This window comes from Neobacillus sp. 114 (assembly GCF_030127045.1).
GTDB classification, from domain to species: domain Bacteria; phylum Bacillota; class Bacilli; order Bacillales; family Cytobacillaceae; genus Neobacillus; species Neobacillus rhizophilus.
This window is the reverse complement of the sequence record NZ_CP126144.1, coordinates 2,825,511-2,842,124: the sequence shown is the minus strand read 5'-3', so window position 1 is coordinate 2,842,124 and position 16,614 is coordinate 2,825,511. Positions and strand designations below refer to the sequence as shown.

The 16,614-nt window shown below is 41.9% G+C and carries 15 protein-coding genes; 1 reads left to right on the top strand and 14 read right to left on the bottom strand.

What is annotated here, in order from left to right; all coding sequences use genetic code 11:
* Positions 1–19 precede the first annotated feature (19 nt).
* The 5 genes from QNN06_RS13910 to uraD all read right to left on the bottom strand — a co-directional run bounded on the left by QNN06_RS13910 (position 20) and on the right by uraD (position 3,077).
* The gene (locus tag QNN06_RS13910) at positions 20–196 is read right to left on the bottom strand and encodes a Fur-regulated basic protein FbpA (RefSeq protein WP_217036569.1); all 177 of its coding nucleotides are present in this window, start codon (positions 194–196) and stop codon (positions 20–22) included.
* 381 nt (positions 197–577) lie between these two features.
* Positions 578–1,099 (bottom strand): thiol peroxidase, encoded by a 522-nt coding sequence (gene tpx / locus QNN06_RS13905; protein ID WP_284037742.1) that lies wholly within the window; start codon positions 1,097–1,099, stop codon positions 578–580.
* Positions 1,100–1,142: 43 nt separating this feature from the next.
* Complete coding sequence (uraH, locus tag QNN06_RS13900) at positions 1,143–1,496, bottom strand: hydroxyisourate hydrolase (protein ID WP_213115800.1); 354 nt, start codon at positions 1,494–1,496, stop codon at positions 1,143–1,145.
* Entirely contained in the window at positions 1,493–2,464 is a 972-nt protein-coding gene (pucL, locus tag QNN06_RS13895; protein ID WP_213115801.1) for a factor-independent urate hydroxylase, read from the bottom strand. The genes uraH and pucL overlap by 4 nt, the downstream gene beginning before the upstream one ends.
* Positions 2,465–2,576: 112 nt before the next feature.
* Entirely contained in the window at positions 2,577–3,077 is a 501-nt protein-coding gene (gene uraD, locus QNN06_RS13890) for a 2-oxo-4-hydroxy-4-carboxy-5-ureidoimidazoline decarboxylase (protein WP_249366394.1), read from the bottom strand.
* Between the two features lie 265 nt (positions 3,078–3,342).
* Here uraD and QNN06_RS13885 point away from each other — a divergent pair, with 265 nt between their 5' ends.
* Complete coding sequence (locus QNN06_RS13885) at positions 3,343–4,107, top strand: PucR family transcriptional regulator (protein WP_213115802.1); 765 nt, start codon at positions 3,343–3,345, stop codon at positions 4,105–4,107.
* 57 nt (positions 4,108–4,164) lie between these two features.
* Here QNN06_RS13885 and ltrA read toward each other — a convergent pair whose 3' ends face one another.
* The 9 genes from ltrA to QNN06_RS13840 all read right to left on the bottom strand — a co-directional run bounded on the left by ltrA (position 4,165) and on the right by QNN06_RS13840 (position 16,274).
* Positions 4,165–5,439 carry a group II intron reverse transcriptase/maturase gene (gene ltrA, locus QNN06_RS13880; RefSeq protein WP_213115803.1) on the bottom strand — a complete coding sequence of 425 codons (1,275 nt, stop codon included), beginning with the start codon at positions 5,437–5,439 and terminating at the stop codon, positions 4,165–4,167.
* A gap of 543 nt (positions 5,440–5,982) precedes the next feature.
* Positions 5,983–7,206: a PucR family transcriptional regulator gene (locus tag QNN06_RS13875; RefSeq protein ID WP_284037741.1), complete on the bottom strand. Its 1,224-nt coding sequence runs from the start codon at positions 7,204–7,206 to the stop codon at positions 5,983–5,985.
* Positions 7,207–7,235: 29 nt separating this feature from the next.
* Positions 7,236–8,567 (bottom strand): nucleobase:cation symporter-2 family protein, encoded by a 1,332-nt coding sequence (locus tag QNN06_RS13870; protein ID WP_213115805.1) that lies wholly within the window; start codon positions 8,565–8,567, stop codon positions 7,236–7,238.
* Positions 8,568–8,731: 164 nt separating this feature from the next.
* Positions 8,732–10,093 carry an allantoinase gene (locus tag QNN06_RS13865; protein WP_213115806.1) on the bottom strand — a complete coding sequence of 454 codons (1,362 nt, stop codon included), beginning with the start codon at positions 10,091–10,093 and terminating at the stop codon, positions 8,732–8,734.
* A 204-nt stretch (positions 10,094–10,297) separates the two neighbouring features.
* Complete coding sequence (locus QNN06_RS13860; RefSeq protein WP_213115807.1) at positions 10,298–11,209, bottom strand: sugar phosphate isomerase/epimerase family protein; 912 nt, start codon at positions 11,207–11,209, stop codon at positions 10,298–10,300.
* 87 nt (positions 11,210–11,296) lie between these two features.
* Positions 11,297–13,027: a thiamine pyrophosphate-binding protein gene (locus QNN06_RS13855; RefSeq protein WP_217036573.1), complete on the bottom strand. Its 1,731-nt coding sequence runs from the start codon at positions 13,025–13,027 to the stop codon at positions 11,297–11,299.
* A 1-nt stretch (position 13,028) separates the two neighbouring features.
* Positions 13,029–14,480 carry a four-carbon acid sugar kinase family protein gene (locus tag QNN06_RS13850; protein WP_284037740.1) on the bottom strand — a complete coding sequence of 484 codons (1,452 nt, stop codon included), beginning with the start codon at positions 14,478–14,480 and terminating at the stop codon, positions 13,029–13,031.
* A gap of 21 nt (positions 14,481–14,501) precedes the next feature.
* Positions 14,502–15,449: a transketolase family protein gene (locus tag QNN06_RS13845; protein WP_213115810.1), complete on the bottom strand. Its 948-nt coding sequence runs from the start codon at positions 15,447–15,449 to the stop codon at positions 14,502–14,504.
* Positions 15,450–16,274 carry a transketolase gene (locus QNN06_RS13840; protein WP_213115811.1) on the bottom strand — a complete coding sequence of 275 codons (825 nt, stop codon included), beginning with the start codon at positions 16,272–16,274 and terminating at the stop codon, positions 15,450–15,452. It abuts the gene before it with no gap.
* Between the last annotated feature and the right edge of the window lie 340 nt (positions 16,275–16,614).

Below are 16,614 nucleotides of genomic sequence, written 5' to 3'. Positions count from 1 at the left end.
AATCATTCTCCACCGGCTTTTATGTAACGGTTATTCCCAAGTATTCTTTTTCAATATCCTCGAATTCCTTTTCTAATTCACTTATGGACCATTCATATAGATGTTTTTCATTGATTTTAAAGATACCTAATTTAATTAGCTCTTCAATTAGAAATTGTCTTTTTTCCTGAACAGTTTCGTTAAGAAGATGTTCCATTAAAAGCTCCCCCAATCTCTAAGCTAATAACAAGTTCGTCACCTTCCACTGCCATTATAAAATGTCCAATTCGAAGATTTTGTCGAAAAAGTAGATTTTTACAGAATTGTTATCATTTTTTAATAAACTAGTGTGATAGTCACGAATATTTTTAACGAAATTGTTAAAAATTGGACGGCTGCAAAAAATGGTTTTTTACTATTTATATATGTATATAATAAAACCGGGAATTGTTTAATGAGATAAGTTGTTAAATGTATGCGCTTACGCGATATGAGACAAACCGCGGGAATAGAATATGCTCATAGTAAAATCTTTTTAAATGGAGACCCACAAAAAAAGCAACGGAATAATCCATTGCTTTTTTTGGGTCCCATATTTTTATTTTGCCGCTGCCTTTGCCGCTTCCAAAGCAGCTTCATAATTCGGATGGTTTGTCACTTCGGAAAGATACTCGACATACGTAACAATGTTTTCAGCATTTACCACGAAAACAGCGCGGCTGTTTAAACGAAGTTCCTTTATATACGTTCCATAAGCTGTACTGAATGACATTTCAAAATGGTCAGACAATGTCTGGACGCCGCTGATACCGGCAGCCCCGCACCATCTGCTTTGGGCAAACGGAAGATCGGCGCTGATGGTCAGTACCACAACATTATCGCCCAATTCAGACACTGCTTCATTAAAGCGCCTCGTCTGCTGGTCGCAAACTCCCGTATCAAGTGAAGGTACCACACTAATCAGCCGGACCTTTCCATATGAATCAGCAAGAGTAACTGTCGAGCGGTCATTTGCCAAAACCGTAAAGTCAGGTGCTTGATCGCCCACTTTAATTTCTGGCCCCAGCAAGGTTACAGGATTACCCGCTAATGTTGCCGTCCGAGTCTGTTCTTGAATCATTTCTTGTTCTCCCCCTTTAACACACTACACATTTATCTTTAAATCAACTGCCACGATATGTGCTATATCCGCCAGGTGCCACCAACAGTGGAACATGATAATGGGAATTCGTGTCAGCAATTCCAAACCTGATTGGAACTTTATCTAAAAAAGGCGTTTCACCATCTCCTACACATTGTTCCCGAAAATAATCCGCTACATAAAAGACTAATTCATATTCTCCTGATTCTACATTACCTTCGGCAAGCAACGGGGCATCCACCCTGCCATCGCTGTTTGTAGCAACTGTCTTTAAAAGTGACCGCTCGGGTCCTAACCGCCAAAGTTCTACTTTTAAATTTTTTGCTGGAAGGCCCTTGGATATATCAAGGACGTGTGTGGTTAATTTTCCACTCATGCTTCTACACTTTCTGTCGGAAATTCTAAGCCTTCATTTACAAGATCTTGGCGGTTAACGACAAATCCCTGGAAGCCGTATGGAGGTCTTGGTTCTGTGAACACCGCACCCTCTGAATCCGGAATCTCCACAATTGTTTCCCACGTACGGTTATTTGATAAAAATTGAACTTCAGCAAGCTGTGGGAAACGCTGTAATACACGACAGCCGACTCGATAAATTAAATCTTGGATTGATAATGTTTCAGCTTCATGGAAGACAGATGCTGCAATATCACGGACTTGTTCAGCAGGTACATAAACAGCAGGATTATCAGAAACAGCATCCTCTTTATCATTATAGCGGTAGAAAATATCAAGATAGATATAAAGCGGACGGTCCTTAGCTTCTGGAAGAGTTGTGTATTCATCTTGGATGAAGCCATAGAAGGAGCTGCCGGTTACCTTAATTAGGTGAAGATTTTTAATGCCGCTCTCTTGCTTTACAAGCTGATTACCTTGTTCAGTCCGCGCAACTTTGACAGTTGTTGTAATTAATTCATTTCTGGAGTGACGATATACTAACGGGCTGGCCTCCAGTCCATTTTGTCCTGCCACTTGGACTGTTTCAAAAGGAACTTCATCTGCGGTGATTTCTACGGATGTAATGTGTGGATACGTATCAAGGAAGCGGTTACAAACAAATTTTAAAAATCCTTCAAAGGTTGGTCCATGATACTGCGCTGCTTGACGAAGAATGAAATTTTTCATGGAATCCGTAGCGACAACACAGCTGTTATCAGCTTTTGTGAAAGAGTGAAGGAAGTCTCCCTCAAGGGCAATTTTGGCATTCATTCCAAAAATAACATTGTTGCGGCCGGTAAAATTCGACTCCGGAATAGTCTTGATTCCTTCTAGCGGGGTTTGGTACGTCCGGAAAACAAAAACATCACCTTTACCATAATAGCAAACTCTCTCTTGTGAACTCATTTAAATTCCTCCCTAAAATTTTTTTATTTCAACCCTGAATCGCCGAAGTGCTGCTCCTGCGTTTCAAGATATAGGAACCAAAAATGATACAAACTTTAAGTCGTCAGGTCTTTTACTTGATGATAAAATCCTCTAGGCGGAAGAAGGCGATTTTATAAATCTGGGTAAGTGCTTCCTGCAGTTCCTCTGCCGGATCGTTATTCACCCGTTCCTTCATATTGCCTCGAATCGTTTCTTTCGTTTGTCCTTTTATTGCCATGATGAAGGGGAATTGAAATTTTGATGTGTATGCGTTGTTGAGGGATAAAAATTCTTCGTGTTCTTCTTTAGTGAGCTGATTTAGGCCGGCACTTGCCTGTTCCTTGACAGAGGCATCGGCCATTTGAACCCGTGCCGCCAGATCAGGATGGGCCCTTAACAAAGCGAGCTTTTTTTCCATTGTTGATTCCTTCACCGTTTCCACCATCGCTTGGTGAAGATCAGCGACAGACTGGAATGGACGGTTCACCCAGGTCCGTTCGGCCACCCATGGCGAATGTTCAAATACCCAGCCAAGAACTTCTGTGAACGCCGGCTGATCTAAACTATTAAGCGTTTCGAGCTCCATAGTCATTTTGATTCCTTCCTTTCTTCTCCATAACACCTTCCAAAATGGCCGGTGCAAATTACTCTCTCACCTCTTGGATTAACTTTATTTTACCTTCATTAATAGGGAAGGTCATTAGCCACAAGTGACAAATTTCACGCCAATAAAGTGTGCTCTGTGCACACTGGGTTAAAAACCATCCCCAAAAACAAGTAAATTAAACGAATTGTGCACTAAGCACATCATAAGGTAAACTACTATTAAACAACCAAAAAAGGAGGGAACGACATCATTGAAGCTGGCTTTAGCAGAAGCATTAACAATTCCACCACTTCACCAATGTGAAATGATAGCTGGTACACAAGGTCTAGGCCGGACCATTATATCAGTAAATAGTTTTGATGCACCTGATGTGATGAGATGGTTAAAGACGGGGGACTTAGTTTTAACGACGGGGTATATTTTTTTAAATAATGAACAAGCATTAATTAGTTTAGTGTATGATTTGGCTGAAAGAAATTGTGCCGGATTAGGAATAAAAACAGCTCACTTTCCAAACTCCCTGCCTCAAGATATGATCTTGGCAGCAAACAAGCTAGCATTTCCCATTTTCCGAATCCCTAACGAATTATCGATTGCCGACCTAATCCAAACAGTACTGCGTGAATTACTAACACCACAAACGAATACGGAAACCAACCTTCAAAACATAGCCGTTAATGAAAGTCCTGATTTTTCAACCAATTCCGTTCTGAAGCATATTCCTAAAGAAATTCTAAAAGACTACTATTCTGCATTTTTATCACCATTAATTTCTCACGATCAAGAAAATCATTCGGAATTATTAAATACCTTAGAAGTCTATCTTAATTGCGGCGCAAAGACAACGGAGGCCGCACAAACAATCGGCGTTCATCGAAACACCATCCACCAGCGAATCAGCAAAATAAAAGAACTCCTCGGTATGGACCTTAACAACGGTAAAACAAATTTCAAATTACAATTAGCTATAACAATGTTTCATTTAAATAAATCGAGTAGAGGGAAAATAGGTTGACTATTTTCGCCCCTCTCACAACACCGTACGTACGGTTCGCGTATACGGCGTTTCAATTTATATTACAGTGTGTACTTTTAGGTAACGTTCTAGAGCAGAGGGTACTCCCCTCTGCTTTAGTCTTTTGTTTGAGATTGCTCTTTGGACAACTTTTGATAACCCGATGTACCGGTATCCTTTCCGGCAGAACGTTAATCCTTTCGCTTCTTCTTCGGGTATTCCTAGTTGAATTAGCGACTTGATTTGTTTTGCCGATACTTTCCATTGTTTCCAGATGATTACTCTTATTCTTGAGCGTAGTTTCTTATCAATTCGACTTGTTAATTTTTTCATATTTGCGATTCTAAAGTAATTTACCCACCCGAACATGACTTGTTTCAGTTTCAATATTCGGTAGTCTAGCGGAACACTCCAGTTTCGCTTTGTCAGTTGTCGAAGCTTCCTTTGAAATTTCTGTACTGAAGTTGGGTGAGGTTTCGCTTGGTATCTCTTGTTTGTGAAATCGTAGTAATACCCAAATCCTAAGAATTTCAATTCTTTTGGGCGAGAGATTTTACTCTTTTCGACATTGACTATCAACCCTAATTTTTCTTCTATAAATTTCACGATTGATTTCATCACTCTATTCGCTGCTTTTTCACTCTTCATAAAGATGAGGGCATCATCCGCATATCTCACGAATCGTAGTCCTCTACTTTCTAATTCCTTATCGAATTCATTTAACATAATATTACTTAAGAGCGGACTTAGGTTGCCTCCTTGCGGAGTCCCAATTGGTGTTTCTTCATATTTCCCATTCACCATAACCCCACTGACAAGGTATTTTCTTATTAGTGATATGACCTCTCCATCATTTATTGTGTTAGATATGATTCGCATAAGTTTATCGTGGTGGACTGTATCGAAGAATCTTTCAAGGTCAATGTCTACTACCCAATCGTGTCCATCATTCAGAATTTCCAAGCTTTTTATAATCGCCATTTCACAACTTCTTTTTGGTCTAAAGCCGTAACTGAATTCACTGAACTGCTCTTCAAATATCGGACTGAGAACTTGATGAATGGCTTGCTGAACTACTCTATCCACTACTGTTGGTATTCCCAATTTGCGCATCTTTCCATTTTCTTTTGGGATTTCCACTCTTAAGGCAGCTTGTGGTTGGTATTTTCTTGTTCTGATACGCTGACGCAGCTCATCCTTATTCTCTTTCAGATATTGCTTTAATTCATCGACCGTTACTCCATCGACCCCACTTGCACCTTTATTTTTATAGACACGTAAGTAGGCTTCATTCATATTTTTATTACTTAGAATCTGTTCTAAAAGTTCCACACTCGTTTCTCCTTCCCTCTCACGTAGTAAGTGATAGCTCCCTTTTGGTTATCCTTTGAGATACGCTCATACTTTCGCCATTAACACATTCGGAGTACGTCACTCACGCATTCGTGGTGTTGAAACACTATAAATTGTTCAGCCCTTCATGAATTTTCATTCATTACTATGGCTTCTGCTGACTTCTTGCGGCTAACCTTTTTCGACTGTATTTCTGTACATCCGCAAGACCTCCCAGGGTAAGACAACTATCTTTCCTCTTTTACTCGCCTGATTTACTCTATAAAGTTACGCACATCTTTTGGACTTTGACTTGATATGGAGCCTTATCCTTTTATAAAGCCTTGGTATCAGATTTCTGTTCGTCGAGCCAAGATTTTATTCCACGCTTCCTCCAGCCCCTACCTCACGGTAAGCGCCTTGCGTTTCCTTAGTGGTTGGTCGATGTGTACCCCCACAGTGGACTTTCACCACCTAGATAGTTGTCATGCCTGGCACACATATTAAAAAGGGCCCGATCAATCAGGGCCCTTTACTTTAAAATTAATATTGAGTTGACCTTAACTGCGATTCCGAATAACCCGGCAGCATTCCCAGCATTCTGGCTATTCGAATCGCCAGCAACAGGCGGAATTGAACCTGATTATCTGTTAAATCCAATTCCAGCAATTCCTCAATCCGCACAATCCTAAATTTTACGGTGTTTCTGTGGACAAAAAGGCGATTGGCCGTGTCTAACAGTTTCCCGCCGCATTCCAAATAGGCTTCTAAAGTAAACAGCATATTGGATCCGTTTTCCTGATCATACTCAGAAAGAGATTCCAGCATACTATGAAAATAATTTTTCAAGGAATCTTCCGGTAATTGCTGCAATAATCCCTCAGGTGCATAGTTCCTATATTCAAAAACAGTATCCTTTACTTCCTTTGAAAGTTTTTTCCCTAACGAGATGGCCTCTAATGCCTCCTTATAGCTTCGTCCAACCGTCCCCAGCCCGGCACAAGGTAAACCAACCCCTATCTGGACCTGGTGTTTAGGAAATTTTATATGTATTTGATTCGCCAAGAAACTGGCTGTTTTTCTCGCAAGATTCGCTAACTCATGTGACTTAAGCGCCGTTACCGATACCAGCACCGCCAATGCCTGTGGAAAGGGAATACTGATTAATCTAGCATTTGCCTTCTTTTCCGCCGCACTGACTAGTTGGGAAAAAACAGAGTGAACCATCTTCTGTTCCACACCACTTAAATATAAAAGGACAAAGTGGTTATCATGCCTTATCTTAAGCTCATCAGCAATCGAACGTACCTTCTCTTCATCCGTTTTTTCTCCCGTCAGCAGTATTTTAAAAGCTTCATCCTTATCACATGATTGCCGTTGTTCATCTTCAAGAATCTCTCTTGTAATGGATAAAAGAGAATCAGACAAGACATTTTCATAGGGGAGCTCGATCAAAGGCAGACCTAAGCGATCTGCCTCCTCAAGCATGCAAGCGGGAATTTCCGTCAAATAACGTTTTACTTTAATGGCCAAGCCCGCACAGTTACGTTTGGCGAGGTCATTGAGCAATTTTATTTGAGTCGCTTGATGATCTTTAAAGACATAACCGGTTGTCAGGAGCAAATCGCCCTGTTTTAACCAAGAGGTATCTGGCTCATCCATGATACTGACAGAACGAATGTTGCGGTTTAACCCACGACCCCCTGCCACTACACGACAGCCGGGAATCAGCCTTGTCTTTAAAATATCAGATACCGTAAATGCCATTGCTCAACGCCTCCATTCAAAGAATAGTTTTAATGGGACTCTTTTGCAGCAGCCATTTCTGCATTTTCAATTCCATGACCAGCATGACTTGCCTTCGATGATGTACCATTTAAAATCATGTTCAAGACAACCAGGACAAGTGAACCCATTACTACCCCGTTTCCTAACAGTAAGCGGGCAGTACTCGGTAAATCTACGAAAGCACCAGGGACCCCTTTAATCGCTAAGCCAATTCCCACGCCTACAGCAACGATGAGTTGATTAGCTGGAGATGCCAAATCTTCCTTCGCAATAATTTTCAGCGCCGCGGAAATCAACATCCCAAACATTGGAACCATGGCCCCTCCAAGCACAGCTGGAGGAATCATCGTTGTTAAAGCACCAACCTTTGGCACAAGCCCCAGCACAATCAGGATACCGCCAGCTGCAGTCAATACTCTTAAATTGGTTACCTTTGTCAAAAGAACAAGACCGACGTTTTGTGAGAAGGTCGAATGGTTAAAGGAATTGAGGAATCCGCTGATAAATCCTCCAAGACCTTCAGCACGCAATCCCCGTTTAATATCATCTGATTTAATGTCTCTTCCTGTGATATCACCAAGCGCGAAAAATACACCAATACTTTCAATTGCAATAATAAAGGTGATAATGGTCATCGTAATGATTGAAGAAATATCGAATGTTGGTACACCGAAATAAAATGGCTGAGGCACATTAAACCATTTTGCTTCTAAAAAGACGTTAAAATTAACCATTCCGAAAAAGCTTGCTACAATCGTACCGATTACCATCGCTAAAAGAATTGAGATAACTTTAATAAATCCCTTAAACATGGTGTTGAATAATAAAAAGCATAATAACGTAAAAAGTGCTATCAGCAAGTGCTTCGGATCACCAAACGTTTTAGAGCCTGCCCCGCCTGCAGCATTGTTCATCGCTACTGGCATCAACGAAATACCGATGATTAGAATAACCGAACCAGATACGATTGGAGGGAAAAACCTTACCAGTCTCCCTATGAACGGGGCACACAGGGCCACGAGCAGTCCTGCGACAATAACGGCCCCAAAAACCCCCGTTATCCCATGAATTTTCCCTATCGCAATGGCCGGTTCAACATTTATGAAGGAAACTGCCATAAGAGCCGGCAATTTGATCCCGATATGCTTTCCGCCCATAACCTGGAGCAATGTTGCAATACCACATGCCAATAAGTCAAATGAAATTAGATATACAAGTTGTGCCTGCGTCAGACCTAATGCACCAGCCACAATAATTGGTACTGCCACTGCACCGCCATACATAACGGCAATATGCTGGAATCCTAATGCCAGCGTTTTCCCTGTTCCTAATCTTTCCATCTATATTCCTCCCAAATTCCAAAAAGTTTATTGGTGGTGGAGCCGCTTCTGTTCATTCATGAAGAGTTTGAGTGGTTCGGCAAAACAACGCCTATTCCGAATATAGTTAATATTCAGATAATTTTCTTCATACAGGGATGAATGTGTCTATATAGAAGCTAGTTCTATTGTGGGATGGTTTCAGTGTTTTCTTGTGGCAATATTTCTCCATTTCGATAAACAATGGATCCTTTTACGATGGTGATTCTATTTTTCCCCCTAAACGTTTTTCCAATATAAGGAGAATGGGTATGGCGGTAAAAAAGGTCATCTGCTTTCAACGTAAAGGATTCATTTAAACTAATCAATGCCAAATCGGCATCGCTTCCCTCGGCTACTGCCCCTTTTTGCGGGTAGAGGCCAAATCGTTTCGCAGGGTTGGTGGACATGGCGGCTGCAATCTTTTGCAAGGATATGTTTCTTTTGCAATATCCTTCTTCCAATAGAACGGATAAACTAGTCTGCGCACCACTTATTCCCCCCCATGCTGCAAACATATTACCGTCTTTCGAACTCTTCATTTCCGGCGGGGCAGGAGAATGGTCAGAGCCAATTACATCAATCTCACCGTTCGCAAACACTTTCCATAATTCCTCTACTTCTTCTGAGCTTCTTAATGGCGGTGCGCATTTTGCAATTGGTCCCAGCCTCGCGAAATCATCACTAGTAAGTGATAAATAATGCGGGCATGTTTCAACGGTTACATCAATTCCCTTTTTCTTCGCTTCTGTTATTAATTCAACAACTTTACTGCTGCTTGCATGAACAATGTGGACCTTGCATCCGGTCAATTCAGCATAGGATAACAGCCTTCTGACAGCCTCCATTTCCGATATAATCGGACGGGATTCACAGTAATCCAGGGCCGAAAACTTTCCTTCTTTAATTTTACCGGCAGCTAGTACCTCCGTCATAACAGTGCTTTCTGCATGGACAGCCAAGATCGACCCAAGTCTTGCGATTTCACCCATTCCTGCCATTAGCGTGGCATCATCCGAATGATGAAATTCGTCAATTCCGCTTGGTGACATAAAGGCTTTAAATCCAATTACACCGGTTTGAATTAGTTCCTCGAGCAATTGGACATTTTCCGGGACGAGGCCTCCCCAAAGCCGGAAATCTGTGACAGATTTCTTAATCGCTTGCTCCTGCTTTAATCGGAAACCGTAAGCATCAATTGTTGGAGGGTTGCTGTTCAATGGCATATCAAAATATGTTGTCACTCCTCCCGCCGCAAGACTTTTACTTCCGGTCAAGATGCCCTCCCAGTCCGTTCTTCCCGGTTCATTAAAATGGACATGAGTGTCGATTAATCCAGGAAAAATGTGAAGACCGCTTGCATCTATTTCCTCTTTAGCTTTCCCTTCTATCGGAATATCTCTTGTTATTTTAATTATTTTTCCATTCTTGATCCCTATTTCACCTGTAAAACTTTCCTCAGGACCAACAACCATTCCATTACGGATAATTAGATCATATAATAGCATAATTGACTAATACCCTTCCTCTCTAAACCAAGGTCCGCATAGTGAAAACGCTGCCATTAATATAAATTCTTTGTTAACCCATTAATTCCTCCCGTCTTTTAATATAAATTTAGAAAAGTTCTTATTAAAGAACTTTTCTATTTCATCCTCTCCCGAAAATGTATGAATACGGGAGAGGAATCATTCCTAATAAAATTGATAGATTTAGAGCCTTGCCCATGCTTGGATTAAGGTTCTCTTAGACTGTGCGATAATCGCATCGGAATCCTCATTTCTAACCGGTTTTACCTCAAATGCTACAACATTTCTTGACCCTTCCCCGATATAGCCTATTTCTAATAGCATTCTTAAATATTCCGTTAATTCCTCGACGTCATTCTCACTTCCCGGGTAGCCGAATCGCGGATGCTGGTCACCATAGGCAGGATCATTTTTATCCTTAATATAGCAATTACCGATATGAGCGTGATTAATATAATCACGAGCAATGGTTAAGGCATCCTTTGAGGTTTCCCGCTGCATCGGAAGATGGCTCAAATCCAGCATTAAGCCAAAGCTTGGGTCTACTTTTCTTACTTCCTTCGCAATTTCAACCGCCAAATGATTTGGTCCAATTAGGCATTTTTTATCGGTTTCATCATCAAAGGTTTCTAATGAGAGTACTAGATTACCCTTCTGTCTAGCATACTGGGATAATTCAATTATCGAATCAGTAAGCAATTGGAGGGCTCTATCCACATCCTGATCCGGTTTAGGACCGCTTAAGAAACCTAATTTCGCAGCATTCAACTCATAGGCTTGGTCGATTCCGGCTTTTACAAGATCAATCGCCGCCTTCCGTTTTTCCGGATCAAACGAGTTTAAGTCGCCTTTATTGCTAAGAAGGATTGGCTGGGCACCAAAACCAACTGCCATCCGCCCGGATTGCAGCAGGGAGGAAACCTTTTGTCTTTCTGCAGGATCATTGACCCTTGTTACTTCAATCCCTGAAAAAAAGTCATCCGTGACGATTTTCCTAACTGTTTCTGAAATTTCCCCCTCACCCTTCATGGCTTCTGGATAGGCCATAAAGTGAACAATACCAACCTGCATAAAATGTTGAAGATCTGTTTTCATATGCAATACCGGAATAAATCCGGAACTTCCCCCTTCCACAAAGGAAAAAAGAGTCCACTGCTCTTTTTTCCCTTTTTATTAGATTGATTATTTGTTAGAATATTCAAAGCCAGTTAAACTACCGTTATTGGAGAACCCGCAAACTGCCGTTGGGTCGACAACCACTTCAATCAGGTATGGTTTGCCGCTGTCCACCGCTCGCTGCAATGCTGGTTTAATGTCATCATAGTGGGTAACAAGTTCCCCGCGGACGCCCATTCCGGCAGCGGTTTTCACAAAATCAATACCGCGCTCTTCATTATCGCAGAGTTCATTTTTGTAAATCAGGTCTGTAGAGATATCGCGCTCATCATAAAACCAATTTTGTTGCTGGCGAATCAATCCAAGTAATGAATTATTCATAACGAATACGATTACGGGAATATCATGTTTAGCGGCAGTGGCAAGATCCTGCAGGGACATTCCAAGACTTCCGTCGCCTAGAATATTGACGCTTTGACGCTCTGGGAAGGCAAGCTTCGCTGCCATAGCAGCCCCTAATCCCCAGCCCATCGTACCTGCACCGCCTGTTAATAAATAACTGCGTGGAACATAAGTTTCAAACAACTGACAGGACCAAATTTGGCTGATTCCGCAGTCATGCGATGCAAAAGCATCACGGTCTAAGAATTCGCGAAGCTCTTTCAGGGCGCGTTCCGGTCGAATCGGAAGTGTATCATAATCTTGTTTACGGGCATACTTCTTTCTCTCCTCGGTTAAATCAAGCTTCTTAATGCCTGGTTCAACCGCTGCCGCGATGCCCACATCCAAGGATTTATAAACCTCAGTTAAGCCCGCCATGAAGGATTTCACATCGGAAACGATTCCAAGCTCCGTCTGTACGGTTTTGCCAAGTTCTTTAGGATCCAGGTTAATGTGGATAATTTTTGCATCGCGCTTAAAAATATCCACTGCGCCGGTGCTGCGGTCTGCAAAACGGCCGCCTAGATTAATGATCAGATCCGAATTTAAGATGGTCATATTTCCGTATGGTGTATCTAGCATTGTACCCATTCTTCCGGCAAACAGCGGATGATCGTTCGGGAAAGTATCCATCCCCATACCAGTTGTAACCACAGGGATTTGCAATGTTTCTGCCAGTTCCTTTAGCTCTTCCGTGGCATTTGCAAGGTTTACTCCACCTCCGGAAATAAGAACAGGTTTTTTCGCATCCTTTAATAGGTTTAGAACTTCATAGAGTTCCTCCTTAGATGCAGAAGGCAGTACCTCTGGCTCATCCACAAACTCATCCCAATCCACTTCAAGTTCAACCTTTTGCGTATTGATAGGAAGGTCAATTAAGACCGGACCCTTTCTTCCGGTTGTTGCAGTGGTCCATGCTTCATGAATCATTTTTGCTGCATCTTTGCCGTCTGTTAATTGGTAGACTGCTTTACAGACCGGCTTCGCCATTTCACAAATTGGCGCTTCCTGGAACTGCATTGTTCCAATAAGTGTAGATTTTTGCTGGCCTGTAAATGCAATCATTGGGATGGAATCCATCCATGCTCCATATAGTCCAGTCAGGAAGTTTGTTCCCCCAGGACCAGAAGTGGCCGCACATACACCAACCTTGCCAGTTGCCCGTGAATAGCCGTCTGCCATAAACGCTGCGGTTTGCTCGTGACGGACAACATAAGATTTTATGTTTGTCTTCTCACGAATCGCATCATACAATGGAAGAATCGCAGCCCCTGGTACACCATATAATTGATCCACGCCTTTTCGAACTAGATAAGCTGCAATTGCTTCAGCAGCGGTCATTTTTTGCTTTGCCATGTTAATCCCCCAGTTCACTATCTATTTTTTTAAATATTTCCGTAATCGTGTTTTTCTGACCTACATTCCCTGGAAACACAATATAAGTTGTATTTTTAATTCTCGCTTCTTCTCCTGTGAGTAAAACAGGAACCCCTGCAGCCGCCTGGCCGAGTATTTTAGCCTTCTTGATTCCTAAACCGCTCGTAGCAATATCACTGGAGGTGATTCCTCCTTTTGCCATAATGAATTTTGGTTTTACAGTTAAGGAGTGGACTAATTCTACTAGAGCTTGGGAGATGATTTGACTATACTGTAAATTCTCCTCCTTGCTTACCGCTTTGATGACAGTTCTGCTTGTGTAGAGTACTGTATTGTCACCATTTTTAATGGAGGCTTCTAGTAGTTTGGCGGCCCTTTCCATTTCGCCTTGTCTTTGGTTCTTTTCTAAAATCATTTCCACATTCAATTCAATTGGTCTTATATGAACCTCCGAAACTAAGTCGGAAAGCTGCTCTGTGGTCAATTTCGTATGGGAGCCGACTACCAGTAATCCACCAAAATTCTTACCGTCAGATCCTCGAGCCATTTCCTTTGCTTCAAGATATGGTTTATGGGAAAACCCACCTAATGACTTTACTAAGGAGGCGGCGGTCCTAAACAGGAAGTGCTTCCCTCCTTCAATAGCCTTTAACAGTGCCAGGGAAACAACATCCAAATCCTGATAATTGATGGCGTTCACAACAATTGGCACATTCCCGGAAGCTTTATCTAAAATTGAAAAAACTTGATCGACACCGCCGCAGCGTATATCTTCAATAGAAATGGATAATACTTGGTCCGAAGTAAACAGTCCTTCCGATTTCTCCTGCACATAATCTGGCAGAAAAGCGGTTGAGTAGCCAAATACTGCATCCTTGGCGAATTCTGTATTGTTCACCGGAACCAGATTTTGATTGACCAAAAGATAATGAGTATTATCGACTGTATATCGATTCCCTTCGAAAAAGGCCGGTATGATAAGGTGCCCATCAATGCTCCAGTCCAGCTTTTCGGTCAGTGCTTTTTCCAAAACGGAAATTTCTAATGGATAATGGCCGCGTAAAGTTGAGTCACTTCGGCTGATGATCGTGAAGGATACATTCAATTCCTTTGACACCACCGCTAAGTTTTCAATAATTTCTGTATTGATTCTGGCGGCTTTTTCCGGCTCATAGCTTCTCGTATTCGTTAAAATATAGAGAACTTGTGTATCCTCCTCGAGGCCTTTACGAATCCAGCGTTTATCCCAATCTGTGATAACGGAAACATCATGGACTGTCTGGACTCCAGTTGGGTCATCATCTAGCACAATTAGCTTATGATTTAATTCTTTCAGCTTGGAAAAGATGGTTTTCCTTAATGGGGTTTCCCCCTGTAAGGTGGAAGAATTGCTGATTATTTCTTGAAAAATCATATCGGTTTTAGTTGTCAAGGCCGACGCCACCTCCTAGGTCTATTTGATTAATGCTGAATCGACCAGTTTTTCTGCAGTTGCAGTAATGTTTGCTGCTCTTAGTTCAAAGAAATCCAAAAGCTCATGCATTTTACCGGATACTCCGAAGCGGTCCTGTGTGCCAATCCGTTTTAAAGGCACTGGGCAATGTTCGGAAAGGACCTCCGCCACAGCGCTTCCTAATCCGCCGATTATGGAATGCTCTTCTATTGTTACGACCCTCTTAGTCTTAGCGGCAGAGGTCGCAATCGCTTCAACATCAATTGGTTTAATGGTGTGGATGTGTAGGACATCTGCTTGAATCCCTTTATTGGCAAGCGCTTCGGCTGCCTTAAAAGTTTCATCAAGCATGATTCCTGTACTGATTAAAGTGACATCGTTCCCGTCACGGTATTTTATTGCTTTTCCGATTTGGAAACGGTCTTCCTTTTTCGTGACAATTGGAACAGGCAGCTTTCCAACCCTTAAGTAAACCGGACCTTCATGGTAATATGCTGCTTCTACCGCCTTTTCCATTTCCAGGGAATCAGCTGGAACAATCACCGTCATTCTTGGTAAGGACCGCATAAGCGAAATATCTTCAAGCGGCAGGTGTGTCGCTCCTTCCTGTGCTGCCGATGTTCCGGCATTATGGCCGACAATTTTCACATTATTGTTCGAGTAGCATACTGAAATCCGCATTTGGTCATAGGCACGGCCTGTTAAAAAGTTGGCGTAAGCATTGGCAAAGGGGATTTTTCCGCCAATGGCCAATCCGGCGGCCGTCCCTACTAAGTCGCATTCAGAAATCCCGACATTAAAGAATCGGTTTGGAAATTGATCCTTGAAAAAATTTGTCATATTGGATTTAGCACAGTCTGCATCAAGTACAACCAAATCTTCATGTTGATGTCCAAGTCTTATTAAAGCTTCGCTAAAGCCTTCGCGTGGTGCTTTTTGTACTGCCATTTAAACCAACTCCTTTAGTGCCAATTCTAGTTCCTCGTCATTTGGAGCTAACCCGTGCCACTTGTGGGTATTCTCCATAAATGAGATTCCTTTTCCCTTCACCGTGTGCGCCAGAATGGCTGTAGGCTTTCCTTTCACCGTCTTCGCCTGTTCGAACGCTGAATGGACCTCTTCAAGGTTATGTCCGTCAATTTCGATCACATGCCAGCCGAATGCTTCCCATTTGGCTTTAAAATCCTTCATGCCTTTTATGTTTTCTACGTAATCATCTAGCTGGATTTTGTTCCAGTCGATAATCGCGCAAACATTATCCAAATTAAAGTGGGCTGTTGTCATTGCTGCTTCCCAAACTTGCCCTTCCTGTGACTCGCCATCACCAATCATCACGTAGGCTCTTCTTGGCTTGCCATCAAGTTTGGCAGCCATGGCTACTCCGTTCGCTAATGACAGCCCCTGCCCTAGTGAACCAGATGATGCATCCACCCCTGGGATATGCTCACCGCATGGGTGGCCATGAAGGCGGCCGTCCACATCTCGGAAGGTCATCAGTTCTTCAACTGGGAAGAACCCTTTTTCGGCCAAAACCGAATAATAAACTGGTGTACAGTGCCCCTTGGATAAAAAGAATATATCCCTTTCCTCCCAATCAGGCTCATTTGGATTGACATTCATATGTTCAAAAAATAAATCTGTTAATAATTCGGTTGCTGATAAAGATCCACCTGGATGCCCGCTACCCGCATGATGGGTCATTTTGACAATGTGACGGCGGATTGTTTTCGTTAATTCCTGTAAATATTCTTTACGTTCAGATGCAAGCTGCATTAATCCTTCCTCCTTTGTTGCTTATTATGAAACACAGTTTCTTTTAATGTGCAAAAAAATAATTATGCCATCTTTTTTGGGCCACCCACCCTTTTCGTTGCTTATTAGGAAACGTTGTTTCAGTTAATACCTAAAAAAAGAGCAGTTAATTATTTGAGCACATTTCGAATTATTGTTGCTTATTATGAAACCGCGTTTCTAATGTGTTTTATTAAAGAAATCATAACACCGCTTTAAAATGATTTCAATAACCTTTTTATGAATTTTCTAATTATTATTTCGACAAAAAAAGTCATGTTTCTCACAAAACCATGTCTTCTCACGTTTATGTAAAAAGACA

Coding starts and splice junctions, on each gene's coding strand:
- uraD (WP_249366394.1), bottom strand. CDS start 3,077: ATGACTATGGAGCTCGAAACGCTTAATAGTTTAGATCAGCCGGCGTTC.
- QNN06_RS13875 (WP_284037741.1), bottom strand. CDS start 7,206: ATGGCATTTACGGTATCTGATATTTTAAAGACAAGGCTGATTCCCGGC.
- QNN06_RS13840 (WP_213115811.1), bottom strand. CDS start 16,274: ATGCAGCTTGCATCTGAACGTAAAGAATATTTACAGGAATTAACGAAA.
- QNN06_RS13870 (WP_213115805.1), bottom strand. CDS start 8,567: ATGGAAAGATTAGGAACAGGGAAAACGCTGGCATTAGGATTCCAGCAT.
- QNN06_RS13855 (WP_217036573.1), bottom strand. CDS start 13,027: ATGGCAAAGCAAAAAATGACCGCTGCTGAAGCAATTGCAGCTTATCTA.
- pucL (WP_213115801.1), bottom strand. CDS start 2,464: ATGAGTTCACAAGAGAGAGTTTGCTATTATGGTAAAGGTGATGTTTTT.
- QNN06_RS13845 (WP_213115810.1), bottom strand. CDS start 15,449: ATGGCAGTACAAAAAGCACCACGCGAAGGCTTTAGCGAAGCTTTAATA.
- QNN06_RS13910 (WP_217036569.1), bottom strand. CDS start 196: ATGGAACATCTTCTTAACGAAACTGTTCAGGAAAAAAGACAATTTCTA.
- uraH (WP_213115800.1), bottom strand. CDS start 1,496: ATGAGTGGAAAATTAACCACACACGTCCTTGATATATCCAAGGGCCTT.
- QNN06_RS13865 (WP_213115806.1), bottom strand. CDS start 10,093: ATGCTATTATATGATCTAATTATCCGTAATGGAATGGTTGTTGGTCCT.
- QNN06_RS13860 (WP_213115807.1), bottom strand. CDS start 11,209: ATGAAAACAGATCTTCAACATTTTATGCAGGTTGGTATTGTTCACTTT.
- tpx (WP_284037742.1), bottom strand. CDS start 1,099: ATGATTCAAGAACAGACTCGGACGGCAACATTAGCGGGTAATCCTGTA.